This is a genomic window from Bradyrhizobium sp. STM 3562 (assembly GCF_045571435.1).
Taxonomy (GTDB): Bacteria; Pseudomonadota; Alphaproteobacteria; order Rhizobiales; family Xanthobacteraceae; genus Bradyrhizobium.
In genome coordinates, this window is record NZ_CP120694.1 from 5,217,255 (window position 1) to 5,236,608 (window position 19,354).

Annotated in this window: 15 protein-coding genes; 10 read left to right on the forward strand and 5 right to left on the reverse strand. The window is 61.9% G+C overall.

Features of this window, described 5'->3' with window-relative positions:
• Window positions 1-37: 37 nt before the first annotated feature.
• Together P6U23_RS24245 and P6U23_RS24250 are read right to left on the reverse strand one after the other, a co-directional pair.
• The gene (locus P6U23_RS24245; protein WP_407175075.1) at window positions 38-964 is read right to left on the reverse strand and encodes a TauD/TfdA dioxygenase family protein; all 927 of its coding nucleotides are present in this window, start codon (window positions 962-964) and stop codon (window positions 38-40) included.
• Between the two features lie 318 nt (window positions 965-1,282).
• A complete protein-coding gene (locus tag P6U23_RS24250; RefSeq protein ID WP_407175076.1) occupies window positions 1,283-2,719 on the reverse strand; it encodes an FAD-dependent oxidoreductase in 1,437 nt (478 codons plus the stop codon).
• A gap of 403 nt (window positions 2,720-3,122) precedes the next feature.
• Between P6U23_RS24250 and P6U23_RS24255 the strand changes: the two genes are divergently transcribed.
• From P6U23_RS24255 to P6U23_RS24265, 3 genes are read left to right on the forward strand one after another with little or no spacing between them, the layout of a single operon-like run.
• The gene (locus P6U23_RS24255) at window positions 3,123-3,968 is read left to right on the forward strand and encodes a class I SAM-dependent methyltransferase (protein ID WP_407175077.1); all 846 of its coding nucleotides are present in this window, start codon (window positions 3,123-3,125) and stop codon (window positions 3,966-3,968) included.
• A 43-nt stretch (window positions 3,969-4,011) separates the two neighbouring features.
• On the forward strand, window positions 4,012-5,355 hold the full coding sequence (locus P6U23_RS24260) for an LLM class flavin-dependent oxidoreductase (RefSeq protein ID WP_407175078.1): 1,344 nt from the start codon (window positions 4,012-4,014) through the stop codon (window positions 5,353-5,355).
• Window positions 5,356-5,396: 41 nt separating this feature from the next.
• Window positions 5,397-6,209 carry a MetQ/NlpA family ABC transporter substrate-binding protein gene (locus P6U23_RS24265; protein WP_407175079.1) on the forward strand — a complete coding sequence of 271 codons (813 nt, stop codon included), beginning with the start codon at window positions 5,397-5,399 and terminating at the stop codon, window positions 6,207-6,209.
• Between the two features lie 526 nt (window positions 6,210-6,735).
• Here the strand turns inward: P6U23_RS24265 and P6U23_RS24270 are convergent.
• Together P6U23_RS24270 and P6U23_RS24275 are read right to left on the reverse strand one after the other, a co-directional pair.
• Window positions 6,736-7,524: a CmcJ/NvfI family oxidoreductase gene (locus P6U23_RS24270; RefSeq protein WP_407181562.1), complete on the reverse strand. Its 789-nt coding sequence runs from the start codon at window positions 7,522-7,524 to the stop codon at window positions 6,736-6,738.
• Window positions 7,525-7,885: 361 nt separating this feature from the next.
• Complete coding sequence (locus tag P6U23_RS24275; protein ID WP_407175080.1) at window positions 7,886-9,487, reverse strand: ABC transporter substrate-binding protein; 1,602 nt, start codon at window positions 9,485-9,487, stop codon at window positions 7,886-7,888.
• A gap of 269 nt (window positions 9,488-9,756) precedes the next feature.
• Between P6U23_RS24275 and P6U23_RS24280 the strand changes: the two genes are divergently transcribed.
• The 3 genes from P6U23_RS24280 to P6U23_RS24290 are packed head-to-tail and all read left to right on the forward strand — an operon-like array spanning window position 9,757 to window position 13,999.
• Window positions 9,757-11,367, forward strand: coding sequence for an ABC transporter substrate-binding protein (locus P6U23_RS24280; protein ID WP_407175081.1), 1,611 nt, complete (start codon window positions 9,757-9,759; stop codon window positions 11,365-11,367).
• 20 nt (window positions 11,368-11,387) lie between these two features.
• On the forward strand, window positions 11,388-12,569 hold the full coding sequence (locus tag P6U23_RS24285) for an acyl-CoA dehydrogenase family protein (RefSeq protein ID WP_407175082.1): 1,182 nt from the start codon (window positions 11,388-11,390) through the stop codon (window positions 12,567-12,569).
• A 29-nt stretch (window positions 12,570-12,598) separates the two neighbouring features.
• Window positions 12,599-13,999 (forward strand): LLM class flavin-dependent oxidoreductase, encoded by a 1,401-nt coding sequence (locus tag P6U23_RS24290; RefSeq protein WP_407175083.1) that lies wholly within the window; start codon window positions 12,599-12,601, stop codon window positions 13,997-13,999.
• 24 nt (window positions 14,000-14,023) lie between these two features.
• On the opposite strand, the gene P6U23_RS24295 is transcribed toward P6U23_RS24290, so the two are convergent.
• The gene (locus tag P6U23_RS24295; protein ID WP_407175084.1) at window positions 14,024-15,220 is read right to left on the reverse strand and encodes an LLM class flavin-dependent oxidoreductase; all 1,197 of its coding nucleotides are present in this window, start codon (window positions 15,218-15,220) and stop codon (window positions 14,024-14,026) included.
• Window positions 15,221-15,450: 230 nt separating this feature from the next.
• On the opposite strand from P6U23_RS24295, the gene P6U23_RS24300 reads away from it, so the two are divergent.
• The 4 genes from P6U23_RS24300 to P6U23_RS24315 are packed head-to-tail and all read left to right on the forward strand — an operon-like array spanning window position 15,451 to window position 19,349.
• Window positions 15,451-16,437, forward strand: a complete 987-nt coding sequence (locus P6U23_RS24300) for an ABC transporter permease (RefSeq protein WP_407181563.1) — start codon at window positions 15,451-15,453, stop codon at window positions 16,435-16,437.
• The gene (locus P6U23_RS24305) at window positions 16,437-17,417 is read left to right on the forward strand and encodes an ABC transporter permease (RefSeq protein ID WP_407175085.1); all 981 of its coding nucleotides are present in this window, start codon (window positions 16,437-16,439) and stop codon (window positions 17,415-17,417) included. Before P6U23_RS24300 ends, P6U23_RS24305 begins: the two co-directional genes overlap by 1 nt.
• A 2-nt stretch (window positions 17,418-17,419) precedes the next feature.
• Entirely contained in the window at window positions 17,420-18,424 is a 1,005-nt protein-coding gene (locus tag P6U23_RS24310) for an ABC transporter ATP-binding protein (RefSeq protein WP_407175086.1), read from the forward strand.
• A complete protein-coding gene (locus tag P6U23_RS24315; protein WP_407175087.1) occupies window positions 18,402-19,349 on the forward strand; it encodes an ABC transporter ATP-binding protein in 948 nt (315 codons plus the stop codon). The genes P6U23_RS24310 and P6U23_RS24315 overlap by 23 nt, the downstream gene beginning before the upstream one ends.
• The last annotated feature ends 5 nt before the right edge of the window (window positions 19,350-19,354 follow it).

The window sequence follows — 19,354 nt, forward strand, 5'->3', positions numbered from 1 at the left end:
TTCGTCATCTACCTGTTCTCCGATTGAGAAGCGCCTGTCAGGCTGCCTTGGCCTGGGGCTTGATGGCCTTGATGCGCGTCACGCTCTTGCGGCCATCAACGCTCACCGGTGCGTCGCCATCGAGGGTGACCCGGCGGACGACGCGGTGCTGATCGCCGTAATCGTTCACGGCGTAATGCTGGGTGGCGCGATTGTCCCAGATCGCGACGTCGCCCTGCTTCCAGCTCCAGCGTACGGTGTTTTCCGGCGCCGTAATGTGAGACTGGAACAGATCGAACAGCTTCTGGCTGTCGTATTTTGGCACCCCGACGAAGCGCTGCACGAAGTTGCCGAGCACAAGCGTCCGCTCTCCGGTCTCGGGATGGACCCGAACCACAGGATGTTCGGTCTCGTAGATCGTGCCGGTGAAGACCTCGTCGAAATGCTTCCTGTCGGCTTCGCTGGCGCGCTGCTTCACCGCATAGTCATAGGCGTTGCAGTGAACGGCCCACAGCTCGTCGGCAAGCCGCTGCAGCGGCGGCGGCAGATCGAGATAGGCGGCTGCCGTATTGGACCAGATCGTGTCACCGCCGAACGGCGGGATCACGACACCACGTAGGATGGAAATCTTGGGATAGGCGTCCACGAAAGTGACATCGGTGTGCCACTGGTCCGCACGGCCGCCGCCGCGGCCGGAATCGAGCTCCAGAACCGACGCCGTGCCCTTGGCGGCGCCGATGGTCGGATGCGGAACGAGCTTACCAAGCCGCAGCCCAAAGCGTTCCTGCTCGGCATCGTCGAGATGATCCTGATCGCGGAAGAAGATCACCTTGCGCTCGAGCAGCACCTTGTTGATCGCCCCGATCACCTGGTCGGACAGGTCGCCCGACAGCTTGATGTTTCTGATCTCGGCACCAATGCGGGCGGCGCGCTTGACGATATCCGCCCGCGGGATGACGTTGTCGATGGCAGTGGTGTCAGTCATCTTCGTAGTCCCCAAGGCTGCGATCTCGTTGCTGGGCAAAGCTCCGCCATTCGCCGATCGCTTGAAGCAATGGCGGAGCATTGGTCGGATTATTCTGTAATCAGGCCTCTTTGCGGCTTGCCATCGGCTTTCCTCGCCGAACAGGCACGCTGACGCGAGACCTCTCCATCCTCAAGTCGCTTCGGTGCGAACTCGACGCGTAGTCGTAAGATGTTATCGCAAGCCAACTGCAAATACGTTCCAAACTTGCAAGCGATCGGGAAAGAGCTGCGCTCACATCGCGTAGCCGGACGAAATGCGGGTGGTCTTTCATTCGTGTTACTCCGCGGCAGCGGATTGCGGCGACCGCCAGACCGCCGACGCATAAAGCGCGGCATCGAAATCTTCGGCCACGGGTCCGTTGATGCGCGCCTCGTGCTGCGCGAGATCCGCGAGGAACAGATCGCGGCTGATCCGCGCAACGACAGACGGGACATCGCGCTTGGAGCTTGGGATATCTCCAACCGGCAGACCAAAGCTGACGAAGGCCGCGGGATTGAAGACGTGAATGTCCTTCAGATACGGAGCATTCCCCGGTTCCTTCTCGAGAAATTCGTGTCCCGCACCGAGATAGGGGTAAGCGGAAAGGACGTCGTCCCGCTCTTCCTCCGCTGGTGTGAAGCGATCGCGCCAGAGCAGAATCTCGTGCGCAAAGCCGGAGAGTTCCGGCCGCGCCGCGAGGTCCAGGCTATACCCCGTGCCGGCAATGACGAAGTCGAAGGCGATCTGCCCTTGGGGCGTGGTCGCAAGCAGCCGCCTACCGTGGGGTTTTGCTGAGATCCACGGCGCACCCAAATGCAAGTGAAAATCAGGGAAACGTGCGGCCCGCGATATTGAATCGGCCGGCGGAGTCGACCCCTCGCGGCGGAAGCGCAGGGCTTGTTGCCATCGTAGCGCGTCCGGCAACGATCCGTAGTTATCATAGGCTCCCGGATAAAGGCGCAGCCGGATCACCGGCAGCGCCGCAAGCGCCGCGCGGCGTGCAAAGAGATGAACCTCCCTGGCGCCGTTCTCGAGTGCCACCGCGGCAGCGTCAAAGGCCGACGCTGCGCTTCCGAGCACGGCAACCGACTTGCCGCGCAACGCGTCGAAATCGATGCGCTCGGAGGTGTGGGCGTAAAGCTCATTTGGCAGGTTCTGGCACAGCACGTCAGGGATATACGGACCATTGCCGGCAAAGCCGGTTGCGAGAATGATCTTTCTCGCGGTCTCAATGGTCGTTTTGCCGCCCCTCTCCAGGTAAACGCGGAAATGACGATCGCTCGGCACGATGCGAACGAGCCGTGTGCCATAGCGGACGGATATACCGAGTTGTTCCCGATACCAGTCAAGGTAAGCCGCCCAATCGATCCGCGGGATGCGGTCCAATGCGTCGTAGGCCGCAGCTCCGTGCCGTGCTTCATACCAGGCCTGAAAGCTCAGACCGGGCAAGCCGAGTTCGGGACCGGGGAGGGTCTTTGGGGTGCGCAGCTTATGCATGCGCGCGCTCGTCAGCCAAACGCCGGCGCCGGCGTGGTCCTCCGCAGCGTCAATCAGCGAGACCTTGCCGATGCCGGCCCGGCGTAGTGCGAATGCAAACGTGCTGCCGGACTGACCGCCGCCAACGACGAGGACGTTGTGATCTATTCCATCCTGATCCGGCACCCAGTTCTGCGGATCGGGCCCGATCAGGCGAAGGGTTTCTCGCGCGCTGGCATCAGGATCGAGCTGAGGCATGATCTAATCCACTTCGAGATGACCTATCCAAGCCTGCAAATCGTAGAAGCGAATGATGCGCAGTCAATGAAATGAAACCAGCGTTGTTTTTTGGAGTGCACAACGATCCCGTCGTCATCGATCGCCTCGCTAAAACATTTTGGGCGATCTACGCCGCCGGTAACGACAACGGTGTAATCGTGATCGATCATTGCGCTTCTCACGAGCGTTAGCGCCGTTTGCGCTCTCATCTACGCCAGCGGCATCGCGCATAACGTTCATGCTCAGCTTCTCTGCAACAACGTAAATTCATTTCATCGACATCGTTGCGAACTCCGACATACACTTTCTTAGTCTCGCGCACACCGCACGCGGCACGCCTGCGTTCGGGCACAATGCGAGAGCAGTCATCGAGGAACATCGAATGTCGCAGCTCGGCGGCGTCATTAGCCTTGCGCAGGACACACCCGGTCTCGCTCAGGCCTACGAGCAGGCGGGTGTCCTGCAATTTCATCACGGCAAATTCCTGATCGGGCCGCTCGCAGTGAAAGAGGGAGAGCATGTGCTCGATATCGGTGCGGGCACCGGCCGGTTGACCGAGTTTGTGGCAGGCCTGGTCGGGCCGACCGGACGGGTCATCGGGATCGATCCGCTCGAGTACCGGATCGCGATCGCTCGCTTGCGGCAATCGACGACCCTGACATTCGAAACCGGCCGTGCCGAGGACCTATCGCGATTTGACGATGGTTCGTTCGATGTCGTGTATCTCAACAGCGTACTGCACTGGATCGAGGACAAGGCGCAGGCCCTCAAAGAGATTCATCGCGTGCTCAAGGCAGGCGGCAGGCTCGGACTGAACGTCCAGGATCCTGCAAAACCGCACGAATCCCGCACGCTGCTGCGCAAGGCGATCCAGCAAGCCGGGCTTGGCGACCACCACTCCGACTCGCACCGGGTTCTTGGCGCCAGTGATGACGAGCTCAGACGGCTGTTAACCGAGGCCGGCTTCACCGAATATCGGAGCGATCTGCGAGCGCTCGTCGAGGTCCACCGCGACGCGGACTCCTTGCTCAAATGGTCGGAGGCAAGTGCTTTCGGCAATTTCCTGGATGGCTTCTCCGAGACGGAGCGTGCGATGGTTCGCGTCGCCTTTACCGATCTCCTCGAGAGCAAGCGCGTGCCCGAAGGGCTACGGCTGGAGCGATATCTGCGCTTCGCCTTTGCGCGCAAGCCCGACAATCCATCAGGATTCCGGGCGTCCTCGACCTGATCTTTCTCTCCATGTTCGAAACAGCCGCACGAGCGCATGAACCATGAGTGACCGACGACAGCTTGCTCTCAATCTCTTCATCTATCCGGGCGGCCATCATGAGGCAGCGTGGCGTTATAAGGGCTACCCGGCGGATCGTATCCTCGATGTTTCCTTCTACCAGGAGCTCACCCAACGGGCCGAGGCCCACAAATTCGATGCCATCTTCTTCGCTGACGGACCAGCACTTGCAGACAACGTCCGTTATGCGCAGCGCTTTCGATTCGAACCGATCACCTGGCTCGCCGCGATCGCCGCGGTCACCAAGCGCATCGGCCTGATCGCAACCGCATCGACCACCTATACAGAGCCCTATAATCTGGCTCGGCTGTTTGCTTCGCTCGATCACTTGAGCCAGGGCCGCGCCGGCTGGAACATTGTCACGACAAGCACGCCCTATGCTGCGCAGAATTTTGGACTGCCCGAGCATCCGCCGCACCACGAGCGATACGAGCGGGCCCGGGAGTATCTCGACGTCATCACAAAACTTTGGGATAGCTGGGAGGACGATGCTCTCGTCAATGATCCGGTCTCCGGAATTTTCGCCGACACCAGCAAGATCCACACGATCGATCACGTCGGCAAGCACCTGCGCGTACGTGGTCCGCTGAACATCTCGCGTTCGCCTCAGGGGCGCCCGGTCTATGTTCAGGCCGGCTCATCCGAAGACGGGCGCGCCTTCGCCGCTCGTTTCGCGGAGGCGATCTTCACCGCGCATCAGACACTCGCCAGTGCCCAGGAGTTTTATGCCGATATCAAGCGGCAAGCCGGCAGCTTCGGCCGCAGTCCCGACCAGATCAAGATCCTTCCGGGCATCAGCCCGTTCATCGGCAGCACGCAGGCCGAGGCCGATCGTCTGCAGGAGGAGTTCAACGATCTCATCCAGCCGGAGTATTCGCTGACCCAGCTCCGGCAGATGATCGGGCTTGATCTGACCGGATTTGACCTTGACGGCCCCTTCCCGCGCCACTTGATCGATACCGGCGGCCCGCGGGGCGTGGCGAGCCGGTTCAAGCTCGTCGTCGACATTGTCGATCGCGAGAAGCCGACCATCCGGCAACTGGTGCAGCGCCTGGCAGGCGCGCGCGGCCATTGGGTGATCGCCGGCCCTCCCGAAAAGATCGCGGACAACATCCAGACCTGGTTCGAGAACGGTGCGGCCGATGGCTTCAACGTGATGCCGCCCTGGCTGCCGGGCGGCTTCGACATCTTCGCCCAAGAGGTCGTTCCGATCCTGCGCAAGCGGGGCCTGTTCCGCGACGACTATAACGGCAAAACCCTCCGCGAACATTACGGGCTGAAGAGGCCTGCAAGCGTGTTCAGTCATCCGGCCCAAGCGATCGCGTAGCGCTTACACACCATCCCGAAATGAGAATACGTAAAGAAAAGATGAAGAAACTCTGGGTTCTGCTGTCCAGCCTCGTTCTTTCCACTGTCATCGCGGCCAACGCCTTGGCCCAGCAAGCCGCCAAGGCCGAACTCAAGGTGGGCTTCGTTCCAGGCCCGTATATCGACGAGTTCAAGGCCGGCGTCGAACCGGAACTCAAGAAGAAGGGCTATGCCGTCCGCTACTACGAGTTCTCGACCGGATTGGAAGCCAACAACGCCGTCTTCAAAGGCGACATCGACGCCAATGTCATGCAGCACACCGTCTTCCTCAACTCCTACAACGAGCGGCAGAAGACGGACCTTGTCGGCATCGTCCACGTACCGACCCCGCCGATGGGACTTTACTCGAAAAAGTACGTGCCGGGCACGCCCATCAAGGCAGGCTCGACGGTCGCCGTACCGAATGATCCGGTCAACCTGCAGCGCGCGCTCTGGATTTTGCGCGATCTCGGCCTGGTCGAAATCCGCGACAGCAAGCCAGTCGATGTCACCGAGCTCGACGTCATCAAGAACCCCGGCGGCATCAAGATCGTGCCCCTGGAATCAGCACAGGCGCCGCGGGCGCTGGACGATGTGGACTTCGCTGCCATCCAGGGCAACTTCGCGATCTATAGTGGACTTAAGCTGACCAATGCCTTCGCATTGGAGAAGATGACGACGCCTTACATCAATGTCGTGGCCGTCAAGCACGACAATGCCGAAAGCCCCTGGGCGCAGGACGTCGTATCCGCCTACAAGTCGCCGACATTCAAGAACGCGATCCTGTCGGACCGCTTCTATGACGGCTTCACGCTGCCGGACTATCTGCGATGATGAATAGTCGATCCGGCCCCTTCGCGTAATCTGTCGAGGCTTGCTGATATGACCGCCTCGTGCCTTCAATTCGCGCAATCGTTCCCTCTTTCAGGTGCGCGGAAACGCGTATTTCGCTCGAGGTACCGGCAACCGCCTTCGGTCGAGGTCCGGGTTCTCATCGGCACCGTTGCGATCTCACTCTGCCTCGCGATTTGCGTTCGGATGGGTCAGCAGTATCAGAGCCCCGATCAACGAGCGATGCTATCCGCAATGCTTGCCGCCGGCGGCATGCCCCTGACCTACTCACCGGCGGCGCTGTGCACCGCACCGAATCATCATTCCCGGTTTGACCAAAGCGAAATGCGTGCTCTGTTTCGAAACTAGCACTGTGGCGGAGGCGGTCTCCACCCCGCTCACGACATCACCCATATTCGTTGCCGAACTGCCATGAGGCTTATCGCTTGCTTTCCAAGCCGCGCGGTGCCGACCCGCTTGCCTCCGAGGCGCGGCAATCGTCCACGCCTCGCGATGGCAAAAGCTCCCGTCAGGACACCGGTGCGAAGAACACGAGCGCGCGCACCTCGATGCTTTCCCGCGGCGGCGCGCCCGGCGCCAGCGGATTTTCGAACGAGGTATGGAATGACAGCCGCGCACGACCGTCGTTGGCGCTGTCATGGATCCGAATTAAGAGCGCTTCGTCGGCCCGCATCTCCGAGAAGTAGTACCAGCGATGGCTAGGCTTGTATTCCACTCGCGAGGTTTCGCCGCGAACATGGGCATAAACGAGATCGCTCGCGATCAAATCATCATCCGTGAAAGACCGTGCGTCGCACAGCGCGAGCGGTGAGTCCAACACGGGACCGCGAACTGGTCGCCACACATTGACGATACCGAACCGGTGTTTCAACAATTCGTCCGCCTCGGCTCCGAGGTGGTCGCGAACGCGGCGCGGGGCGGAATTCACCGTGTGGTCATTGTGCACCTGCCGCGAGGGTGGCGCCAGCCCTGCCCGCGCCGCATTGCGTACATTGTGGTCGAATATGAACACACGGCTTGCACCGACTTTATCGCGCAACAATTTATCGACTTCCGGATAGTAGACGCGCTTGATCTCTTGCTCGTCATAGAAGTCCGCAACCGCGGTGGGCGCCTTCACGAGCGAAAACCCGTTGCGGTCGAGCGTGAATTCAGATTCGCGGCCGCGAGCGTCCTCGATCTGGACTTCACGTTCGTCGTCGATGCCGTTCCATTGCGGCACGCCGGGGGGTGGATCGATGCGATAGAACGTCGGCTTCTCTGGACCGCGCTTGAGGTAGTGAAGCTTTGCAGTCAGAGTTTTGGGAAGAAACGGCTGTTTCGAGTGGCATGACTGTTACTGCTCCGCGTTAAGGCAGATTGTTGTGTCCAACATTGCTTCGCCGCGATCGGAGTCGAGTAAGTTGCGTTGCCGGCTCCGATTGATCGAATGTCGCGGCAGCTTCCCCAACTTAATGCATTTGCATGCAATGGTCAGCGTGGCGATGAACCAAAGAGTCGCTTTCTGCGCGTGCGATCCTCCAAAGATCGCTTCGTCGGGGAAAATTGCTTCTCTTGGTCCGGACTAATCAAAGCAATCTCACGGATTTTCATTCTTGAACCGGTCGGCGTTACGGTTCCTGCCCGAAAGGCTGTGGAAGGATGGCTGCGGTGGACGTCTAAGCTGACGGATCGATCCAAATATCCGCAAAGCTTCCGTTCAGTCCTTCGGCACCCGGTGCAAAATTGCGCACCTTGCGGTTTGCGATGATGACGCCACCAGCCGCCACAAGATCGACTGAGGCAACCTCTTGGTGAATGATCGCCTGAAATTTCGCCCAGATATCCCGTCGCTTATCGATGTTTGGCTCGACGGCAGCAGCCTCCAGCAGCTTGTCGACTTCCGGATCGCTGTAGTGGGCCGCGTTGGAGAACGGCAGGCCGATGCGGAAATTCTTGGACCAATACGCGCGCTGGATGCCAAGCGTTGGGTCAAAGGTGTTCGACAGGCTCTCGATCGTCAGGTCGAAGGCCCGATCGCGGTACACGACATTCAGATAGGTGGCGAGATCGTAGCGCTGAACCTCGATATCGAGCCCTATCCGGCGCAATGAGTTCCGCAGGAAGTCCGCAAAACTTGAGGGGAGGAAGGGATTTTGGGTCAGCCGCAGCTTTGCCCTGATGCCGCCGGCGCCACGCTTCAAGCCGGCTTCTTCGAGCAGTTGCTCGGCCGTCTTCGGATCGAACGGCCAGGCCTGCACCTTGGGGTCATAGAATTTCGGCAGCGCGGTGGACACCGGCGACGGCGACACCAGCGCGTACCCAAAGAAGACCACGTCCACCAGCGCTTTCGGATCGATTGCATGCGCAATCGCCTGACGCACACGGCGATCCCGCAGCAGCGCGGTATCGAAATTGAAGAACAGTTGCTGCTGCGGACCCGAATAGGCATAGGCAGTCGTATCGACGACGAAGCGCTTGTCGGTCTTGAAGCGCTCGATGTCGCCATACGGCACGGGCGTTGCGCCGATATCCACTTCACCGGCCTCCAGCGCGGCCGCGCGCGCGGCGGGGTCGAGCACGATTTTCATCACCAGCCGGTCGACATAGGGCTTCGGCGCGTCCCAGTAGTTGGGATTCCTCACAAAGAGCAGATGGCTTCCGGGCACCCATTCGCGCAGGATGAAGGGCCCCGTGCCGATGGTCTGCTCCAGGCGTGGCTGGTCCTCGGGCTTGAGCGCCTCGTAGATGTGTTTCGGCACGATCGGCGACTCGGCGCCCGCAAGCGCAGTGATGAGGAACGGCGCGGGCTTGGAGAGAATGATCACCGCAGTCAACGGATCCGGCGTCTCGACGACCTCGACATTGGCGAAGGTGATCCGGCCGCGCGGATGGGCGATCTTCAGCCGCTCGATCGAGAACGCAACGTCTGCGGACGTGAACTCATGTCCATCCGACCATTTGACGCCTGGTCGAAGACGGAATGTGTAGACGACGCCATCGTCACTGATGGTCCAGGAGGTCGCGAGGACCGGCTGCGGATTGAGATCATAGTCGTACGCAAGAAGTCCTTCGTTGATCTTGGTGCCGATGGTCTGGCCGGTTCCCGACGAGGTATTGATCGCAATGAGCGCGGAGGGATCGGGATAGTAGACCCAGTTGAGCGTCCCGCCTGCAACCGGCTTGCCCTCATCCCTGGCGGAGCCCATCGCTGGCCACATCGCCGCGGCAGCAGCCGAGCCGATGATTCCCTGATTAAACCGTCGGCGATTCAGCGACATCACGCCACCTTTCAAAATCTTCAAGCCGGTCGGGCCGAGAGCTGAGGCTCCCGCCGCAACGCACCCCTGCAGCGCAGTAATGATAGGCACGGCTCGCAGAGAATTTGCTTTCGTTGTTCGTCGGGACTGCGGACGATCGCGCACACGGTCCGGCACATCAGCGATAGCAAAATTTTCATTATCCGCTGACGCACTTCGCGGGATTGATTGTCTAGTCTATCGATGGATTATTGCCGCAAGCGCCGCGCATCAATGGCGAGCAATTTGCGATGATTGACATCACACGCCGACAAATGACCAAGAGCCTGCTGCTTGGAGGTGCAGGTGCATTCGGCATAGCGATCACGCCAGGCCGCGCGCGAGCTGCTGACGAGGCGCGGCGCGGCGGCACACTGAATATCGTGATCCAGCCTGAGCCGCCAATTCTGGTCAGCCTCACGCACACGGCTGGTCCTACCACGCGGGTCAGTCCCAAAGTGACCGAAGGGCTGCTCACCTTTGATCTCGACTTCAATCCGCGGCCACAGCTCGCCACCGCCTGGCGCAGGAGTGACGACGGGCTGCGTTACACCTTCGACTTGCGGCGTGGCGTGAAATGGCATGACGGGCGGGATTTCACCTCGGCCGATGTCGCCTATTCGATCGAGCTCTTGAAACAGTATCATCCGCGCGGCCGGGGCACGCTCGCCTCGGTGCGTGAGGTGCTGACACCCGATCAGCATATCGCGGAGATCGTGCTCGACAAGCCGGCGCCCTATCTGCTTGCTGCGCTGACCGCCTCCGAGTCCCCGATCGTGCCGCGGCACGTCTATGAAGGCACCGATCCGCTCGCCAACCCGAACGGCCGCGCCCCGATCGGCACTGGTCCCTTCATCTTCAGGGAGTGGAAGCAAGGAAGCCACATTCTGCTCGAACGCAATCCGAATTATTGGGATCCGGCCAGGCCCTTTCTCGACCGCATCGTAATCCGCTTCATCGCTGATGCAAATGCGCGGGCCGTAGCGCTCGAGACCGGCGAGATCCATCTTGCGCCTGACACGCCCGTGCCGCTGAGCCAGCTCGAGACACTGAAAGCCGATCCTAGCCTTCTGATCGAAACCCGCGGCTACGATTATCAGCCGATCGTTTACCGGCTCGAATTCAATCTCGCCAACCCATATTTCGCCAAGCCCGCGGTCCGTCAGGCGGTGGCCCATGCCATCGACCGCGAAACCATCACGCGCGTGGTCTTCTATGGATGGGGCGAGAGCGCGCCCGCCGCGATCAGTCCCGCCTTGAAACAGTTCTACAACCGCGACATCCCGCGCCACGACTTCGATCCGAACAAGGCGGAGGCCCTGCTTGATGCCGCGGGTTATCCACGCGGCGCTGACGGCATCAGGTTCAAGGTGTTTCACGACTACATGCCCTACAGCGAAACCTACCAGCAGCTTGGCGCCTACACGCGCCAGGCGCTCGCCAACATCGGTATTGGCGTGACGTTGCGCGCACAGGACGTGCCGACCTGGTTCAAACGCACCTACACCAACCGCGATTTCGACTTCATGAGCAACGGCATGAGCCATTCCTTCGACCCGACGGTCGGCGTGCAGCGCCTCTATTGGTCTAAGAACTTCAAGCCGGGCGTGCCGTTCTCCAACGGCTCGGGCTACAGCAATCCGGAGGTCGACCGGCTGCTCGAAGCCGCGGCAGTTGAAAGCGATCCGGCCAAGCGGCGCGAGCTGTTTCGTGCCTTCCAAGTGATCATCGCGACCGACCTGCCCGATATCAACCTCGTGACCGGCGCCAATCTCACCATCGCCAACCGCAAAGTCCGTAACCATACGACCACAATCGATGGCCCATCCGCCAACTTTGCCGACGTCTGGCTCGGGGCCTGATCACACCTGAGGTTCACACCATGAGTTTCGACCTGGACACATCGAATCCGCATTTTGCCAAGGCCGCGGAGCTGCGCGAGATCTTCGCCCGCGACGCCGCCGCGCGCGACCGCGCCGGCGGCAAGCCAGTCGAGCAGCTCGCGCTGCTCAAGGCGAGCGGCCTCCTCAACATCCTCGTGCCGCCGGACTATGGCGGCGCGGGCGAACGCTGGTCGACAGCGCTGAAGATCGCGCGGGAATTCGCCAAGGTGGATGGGGCGCTCGGTCATCTCTATGGCTACCATTTCGGCTCGCAACATGCGGCCCTCTTACGCGGCACGCCCGAGCAGGCCGCCGACATCTTCCGCCGCACCGTCACCGGAAACTGGTTCTGGGGCAACACGGCGAACAGCTTCTCCAAGAGCCTGTTCGGGCGCCGCGAGGGCGACGGCTACATTCTTGACGGCTACCGGCCCTTCACCTCGGGCTCGCATATCGCGGATTATCTCCAGATCGCGTGGGAGGATCACGAGACCGATGTGCGCAGCTTCGCCGTGATCCCGGCGACGCGCGAGGGCATCCAGGTCGAGAACGACTGGGACGGTTTCGGCCAGCGTCAGACCGGCAGCGGGCGCGTGACCTACAGATCTGTCCGCGTTCACGATCAAGAGGTGCTGGCCTACAAGCCGGACGGCGGCCGCCCCTATCAGACCATCACGCCGTTCCTGCAGCAGAGCACGCTGCTCAACGTCTTCATTGGCAGCGCCCAAGGTGCCCTGCTCACTGCGCGTGACTACACCAAGGAGACATCGCGCCCCTGGATCCATTCCGGCGTCGAGAAACACACTGACGATCCCTGGGTCAGGCGGGTCTATGGCGAGCTCTATACGCGCGTGAAGGCGGCGACTCTCTTGGCCGATGAAGCGGCCGCGACGCTCGATTGGGTCTGGTCGCGCGGCCGCGACCTCACGGCCGCCGAGCGCGGCGAAGCTGCTGTCGTCATCGCCGGCGCCAATGTCCATGCCGGGGAGGTCGCGCTCGAGGTCACCAGCCGGATTTTCGAGGTGATGGGCGCCCGCTCCGCCACCATCACCAATGGTTATGATCGCTTCTGGCGCAACGTCCGGATCCACACTTTGCATAATCCGGCCGAATACAAGACCCGCAATGTGGGCTCCTGGTTCCTGACCGGCGCGCACCCCGAGCCTTCAACCTTCCAATAGGCCTGCTGTCACGGCTTCGAAACGGTAGCATGTCCAAAATCATTCAAGTCAACGGCTTTGCCATCTTCAGCCCGGTTCACCTGTCACCGGGATTGTGGCGCCATCCCGATGACCGCTCGCTCGACTTTGCGAGCCTTGACTACTGGACCGATCTCGCCCGGACGCTGGAAGCCGGAAAATTCGACGCGGTCTTCATTGCCGACGGCATCGGCATTCACGATGTCTATGCCGGCAATGCCGACGCAGCCCTGGCCACCGGCGCACAAATCCCCAAGCTCGACCCGATGCTGCTCGTCTCGGCGATGGCCCATGTCACCGAGCATCTCGGCCTGGGTGTCACGGCCTCGGTCTCCTACGAGCCGCCCTTCACGCTTGCGCGCCGCTTCTCCACGCTGGACCACCTGACCAAGGGGCGCGTCGCCTGGAACATCGTCACCGGTTATTCCGCCGCCGCATCAAAGGCCGTCGGCCGCGACAGCATCATGCCGCACGATCCCCGCTACGATCTCGCAGATGAGTTTCTCGATGCCGTCTACGCGCTGTGGGAAGGTAGCTGGGACGAAGAGGCGGTCATCGCCGATCGCGCGAGCGGCGTCTTCGCCGACCCGACGCGCATCCGGAAGATTCAGCATCAAGGACAGCACTTCAAGGTCGACGCCATTCATCTTGTGCATCCCTCGCCGCAACGGACGCCATTCCTGTTCCAGGCCGGAGCCTCCAACCGTGGCAAGGACTTTGCCGCGCGGCACGCCGAAGCAGTCTTCCTCGGGGAGCACTCAAAGACCCGCACCGCGACTAATGTTGCGGAGACCCGGGCTCGCGCTCGTGCGTTTGGACGCCACGGCGGCGATATCCGCTTCTTTGCCTTGGCTGCCGTGATCGCCGGCGAGACCCGTGCCGAGGCCGAAGCCAAATATCGCGACTACCAGCGCTACATCGATCCCAGGGGATCGCTTGCGCTCCTCTCCGGCTGGACTGGCATCGACCTCTCCCGCTACAGCATCGACGATCCCTTCCCCACGGTGAAGAAGGACAATGCAGTCACCTCCATGATCGATTCCTTCTCGCGGACCGAGCGTCCCTGGACGATCCGCGAGATCATCGAACATAACGGCATCGGCGGCCGCGGCCCCGTGATCGTGGGCTCTGTCTCGGAGGTCGCCGACCAGCTCCAGGCCTGGGTCGACGAGACCGATATCGACGGCTTCAATCTCAGCTACGCAGTGACCCCCGGCGGATATCAGGATTTCGCCGAGCTCGTGGTGCCGGAGCTGCAGCGACGTGGCGTCTACAAGACGGACTATGCGCCGGGGACGCTGCGGGAGAAGACTTTTGGACCCGGCCAAGCTCGCCTGCCCGCCTCGCATCCGGCGGCACGCTTCCGCCCCGCTCCTGCGGAAAATCACCTGCGCGCGAGCGCGCAGGGCTGAGCCCATCCAGATTTGCCGGAACCTTCAGCTCGCGCGGGGAAGCGCGTGACGCAGTCCCGCCTGCTCCATCAGCGGGACGACGCGACGGCCGAAGAAATCAAGGTCGGGCTTGAAATCGAAAAAGCTGAGCTGCAGCCCGTCAATGCCCGCCTGCTTGAGCTGCAGGAATTGCTCGACGACCTGCTCTGGCGTGCCGATCACCTCGATATTGCCGCCGATCGCGCGCCGTTTGGGCGCATCGCGGCCGACCCGTCCCTTCCAGGCATGGGCATCGCTGGCAAAATTCTGCATGCTCGCGATGGGATCGATATGCTCGACGATGGCGTCGTGGTATTGCCATGTCTCCCGCTCCGTCTCGCGGCAAATCACCATCGGATTGAGCAGCGTCCGCACCTCGCGCCCGACATCGACAGCAGCCTGCTTGACGCGGCTCACGTGCGCCGGCAGCGCCTCGATCGCGTCCGCAAACGACGAGCCCGCAGGGCTCGTAATGAAGACGATGTCCGAATAGCGGCCAGCGAACGCGATCCCGGCGTCCGATCCGGTGGCGTTGACCAGGACTGGCCGTCCAAAGCGCGGCTTTGGCGTCACGAACGCATTGCTCAATCGCCACGGAGACTTCCCTTCAAAGGAGAAGTTCTCGCTGTCGCTCCAGAGCCGCTGCAGCACCTCGACGAACTCCGCCGCCAGCTCGTAACGCCGGTCGTGCTCGATCTGGTTCCAGCCGAAGGCCTCGTGCTCGATCGCACGATGACCCGTGACGACGTTGATGCCCCATCGTCCGCCGGATATGTGATCCAGTGTGGCGCCATATTTGGCAAGGTGCAGCGGATGGATCGGTCCATAGAGAACATGGATCGTTGATATCAACATGATCTTTGACGTCAACGCGGCAAGCGATGCCGTGGCCATGAAGGAATCAAGCGCCTCACCCGTGAACACGCCGCCGTACCCGCCTTTGGGCAACCACTGCGACAGCGCAAAGACCAGGTCGAAACCGAACGACTCCGCACTGAGTGTCAGATCGCGGTTGTAGTCGAAGGTCCACGTTGTCGATCGTGGCAACGTCGACGCACTCCAGCCGCCCGCCTGGATCGGCAGGAACAAACCCAACAGCAACGGCTGCTTGAGCGCCTTCGATAATGGACTGTCTGGGAATTGCGTTGGCGACGGAAGGATCGGCCACCCAACTATGTCGCCCGGCTTGTGGACTATCGTCATTGCCTATCCGTTCGTCCTGATGATCGACCTCGCATCTTGCATCGGCAACGCCAGCAATGCAGCACGCTCGTGTAACGCGCTCGTGTGAGCTGTTCGACGTTGACTTGCTCTACCAATATTGTCAACTAATCGGCATTCGTGCGCTTTGACGCTTCTGTCTCACGAGAAATCGGACGAAATGTCGGCGTCAAACGTATTTTTTTGACAGGGCCTCGCAAATTGGAAAAATGATGTCGAGCATCGAGCGTCTCGCGAAGACTTTTCGTCGCACGTTCTTGCAGGCGATCCCGACCGTGATCGGAATTGTTGTGATCAACTTTCTTCTGCTGCAGCTTGCACCCGGTGATGCGGCCGACGTGCTGGCGGGAGAATCCGGTTCCGCCACCATGGAGACGGTGGCGGCCTTGCGGGCGCGCTTTGGTCTCGATCAGCCGGTGATCGTCCAGCTCATCGCCTATCTCGACAATCTCGCGCACTTCAGTCTCGGCTTCTCGCCACGCTACAATCTTCCGGTCGTCGATATCATTGCCCAGCGTCTGCCTGGCACCGTGATCCTGATGATATCGGCACAGCTCATCGCGCTCGCCGGCGGGATCGTGCTCGGAGTGGTGATGGCCTCGTTCGCCGGCCGATGGCCGGACCGGGTGATCTCGGTCGTCGTGACCCTGTTCTACTCCATCCCGGGCTTCTGGATCGGGCTGATGCTGATCCTGGTGTTCTCGGTCAGGCTAGGCTGGCTACCGAGTGGCGGCTCAGCGACGATTGGCGCAGATATCGGCGGCTTCGACGCCCTGCTCGACCGTGCGCGTTACATGGTCCTGCCGGCGGTCTCGCTCGCGCTGTTCTACATCGCGATCTATTCGCGACTCGCGCGTACGGCGATGTTGGAGGCCCAAACCCAGGATTATGTGCGCACCGCCGCGGCAAAGGGCCTCTCGCCGCTGGCCATCACGGTTCACCATGTGCTGCGCAACGCACTGTTACCCGTCACCACCGTCGCCGGCATGCATTTTGGCGGGCTCCTCGGCGGCGCCGTCGTGGTCGAGACTGTCTATAGCTGGCCCGGCCTCGGCAGGCTTGCTTTTGAAGCCGTGATGAGCCGCGACTTCAGCGTGCTGCTCGGCATTCTCCTGCTGTCGTCGCTGCTCGTGATCATCGCCAACGTGACCGTGGATCTCGTGCAGGCCTGGCTTGATCCCCGCATTGAGGCGCGCTGATGGACGTGATCGACGTATCTGTGCAATCCACCTCCGCGCCTCCGGCTGCGGTACCACCGTCGCAACTTGCTCCCGACCAGACGACCTGGCCGAACATCCACGCTCCCGAGACCCACATCGTCAGCGGAGCTGCTCTCCCGGGTCGCACACGATCGCTACGTCTTCTGCTGCGAAACCCTTCGGCTGTCGCCGGAATCTGCCTGCTGTTGCTCATCGTGGCTGCCGCTGCGCTGGCGCCGGTTCTCTATCCTGGCGATCCGCTGTCGATGGTCGCGCGGCCGCTGATCTGGCCAGGTCATAACGCGGCCTTCCCGCTGGGCACCGATTCGCTCGGCCGCGACGTCGCCGCAGGACTGATGCACGGCGCTCGCGTCTCGCTTCTGATCGGATTTGTCGCGACCACGATCGGTCTCACCGTCGGCATCTTGGTCGGGGCGGTCGCGGGTTATCGCGGCGGCTGGGTCGATGACGTCCTGGTGCGGTTGATCGAGTTATTCCAGACTGTGCCGAGCTTCATCCTGCTCGTGGTTCTGGTCGCGATTGCGCAGCCCTCGATCGCAACCGTGACCTGGGCCATCGGACTCGTCACCTGGCCAACCATTGCACGACTGGTGCGCGCCGAATTCCGTGCCTTGCGCGAGAAGGAATTCGTGATGGCTGCACGCAGCCTCGGCTTCGGTCACGGCCGCATCGTCATCAGGGAAATCCTGCCCAACGCGCTGCCGTCGATCATCGTCACGGCCTCCGCGATGGTGGCAACCGCGATCCTGATGGAGGCCGCGCTCTCCTTTCTCGGCCTCGGCGATCCCAACGTCGTGAGCTGGGGCAGCATGATCGGCGCCGGCCGTGAGTTGATCAGGACGGCCTGGTACCTCACCGCGCTGCCAGGCCTTGTGATCGTGCTGACCGTGCTGTCCTTCAACCTGATCGGTGACGGCTTGACCGACGTACTCAATCCTCGTCTCAGCCGGGAGCGCTGACCGTGGCACCGCTACTCGAGATCAACAATCTGACGATCGGATTTCCGAACGCAACCCCCGTCCGCGATCTCAGCTTCAGCGTCGCTGTGGCCGAAACGCTGGCCATCGTCGGCGAATCCGGTTCGGGCAAATCGTTGACCGCCCTGGCATTGATGCGGCTGCTGCCCAAAAGCGCTCGTATCGTCACAGGGCAAGTCCTGCTCAGCGGCGATGATCTCATCGCGCTGCCGGAGATGGAGATGCGGCGGCGTCGCGGCCGCGACATCGCCATGATCTTCCAGGAGCCGATGACTTCGCTCAATCCGGTGCTGACCGTCGGGCGGCAGATCGGCGAGGTGCTGCGCCTGCACCGTGGGCTCTCGAAAGCCCAGGCACTCCGCGAGGCCGCCGAGCTCCTCGACCTCGTCCGCATCCCAAATCCCGATCGCTGCCTCGACGACCACCCGCACCGGCTATCGGGCGGCATGCGCCAGCGCGTCATGATCGCGATGGCGGTCGCGTGCCGTCCGAAGCTTCTGATCGCGGACGAGCCGACGACGGCGCTCGATGTAACCATTCAGGCGCAGGTGCTCGAATTGCTCGACCGCCTGCGCCGCGAGCTGTCGCTCTCGCTGCTATTGATCACCCACGATCTCGGCCTGGTCGGGCAATGGGCCGACCGCGTCGTGGTGATGTATGCCGGACGCAAGGTCGAGGAAGCGCCGCCCGACGCGCTGTTTGCGCGTCCACTGCATCCCTACACAAGAGGCCTGCTCGCGGCATCGCCACGGCTTCATGACAGGCTTCACTACCGCCAAGGTCGCCTTTCCGAGATTGCCGGCAGCATCGCTTCGGCGCTGAATGAGCGCGGATGCCCGTTCGCGCCGCGCTGTCCGGATCGGCGGGCGCTTTGCCGGACGCAGTTTCCCGATGAACAGATAGCAAGCGAGGGACGGCGCGTTGCATGCCACGTCGCGCTCACCACAGAGACACAGGACCGGATCCATGACGTTGCTGTCGGTCTCTGAGCTCCGCACAACCTACAATTCCGGCGGAACGGCATTCCACGCGGTGGATGGGGTCTCGTTCGACATCAGGCGCGGCGAGACCGTCGGCCTTGTCGGCGAATCCGGCTGCGGCAAGTCGACGCTCGGCAAGAGCATTCTGCGCCTGGTCGAGCCCTCCGCCGGGCGGATCGAATTCGACGGCACCGACGTCACGGCGCTGCCGGAGCGTTCGTTCCGCGCGCATCGGCGCCGGCTGCAGATGGTGTTCCAGGACCCTTTCGCCTCCCTCAATCCGCGCCAGACCATCGGCGAGATTCTCACAGCCCCCCTCGATGTCCACGCCATCGGCACGCGCTCCGAGCGGCGGAAACGCGTGGAGGATATTCTGATCCGCGTCGGTCTGCCGCCCGATGCCGCAGCGCGCTATCCGCACGAATTCTCGGGCGGTCAGCGCCAGCGCATCGGCATTGCGCGGGCGCTGATCCTCGGCCCCGACCTGATCATCTGTGACGAGCCGGTCTCCGCGCTCGATCTGTCGGTCCAGGCGCAGATCCTCAACCTGCTCGCAGAGCTCAAGCGCAGCCTCGATCTGTCACTGCTGTTCATTTCGCACGATCTCTCGGTGGTGCGCTATCTCGCCGATCGCGTGCTCGTGATGTATCTCGGCCGCATCGTCGAGAGCGGCAGCCACGAGCAGATCTGGCAGATGCCGCTGCATCCCTACACAAGGGCGCTGATCGATGCCGTCCCGGACCCGGAGCGCCGTCGTTATGCAGCGCCGCTGCCCGGTGACTTGCCGGATCCGCGGGCGGCCGGCAGCGGTTGTCGGTTCCAGCCGCGTTGTCCGATCGCGACCGATATCTGCAGACGCCGGGATCCAGAGTTGCGCGGTCACGCCCAAGGCCGGCGCGTCGCCTGCCACCACGCCGACCTCAATTCAACCTGACCCAA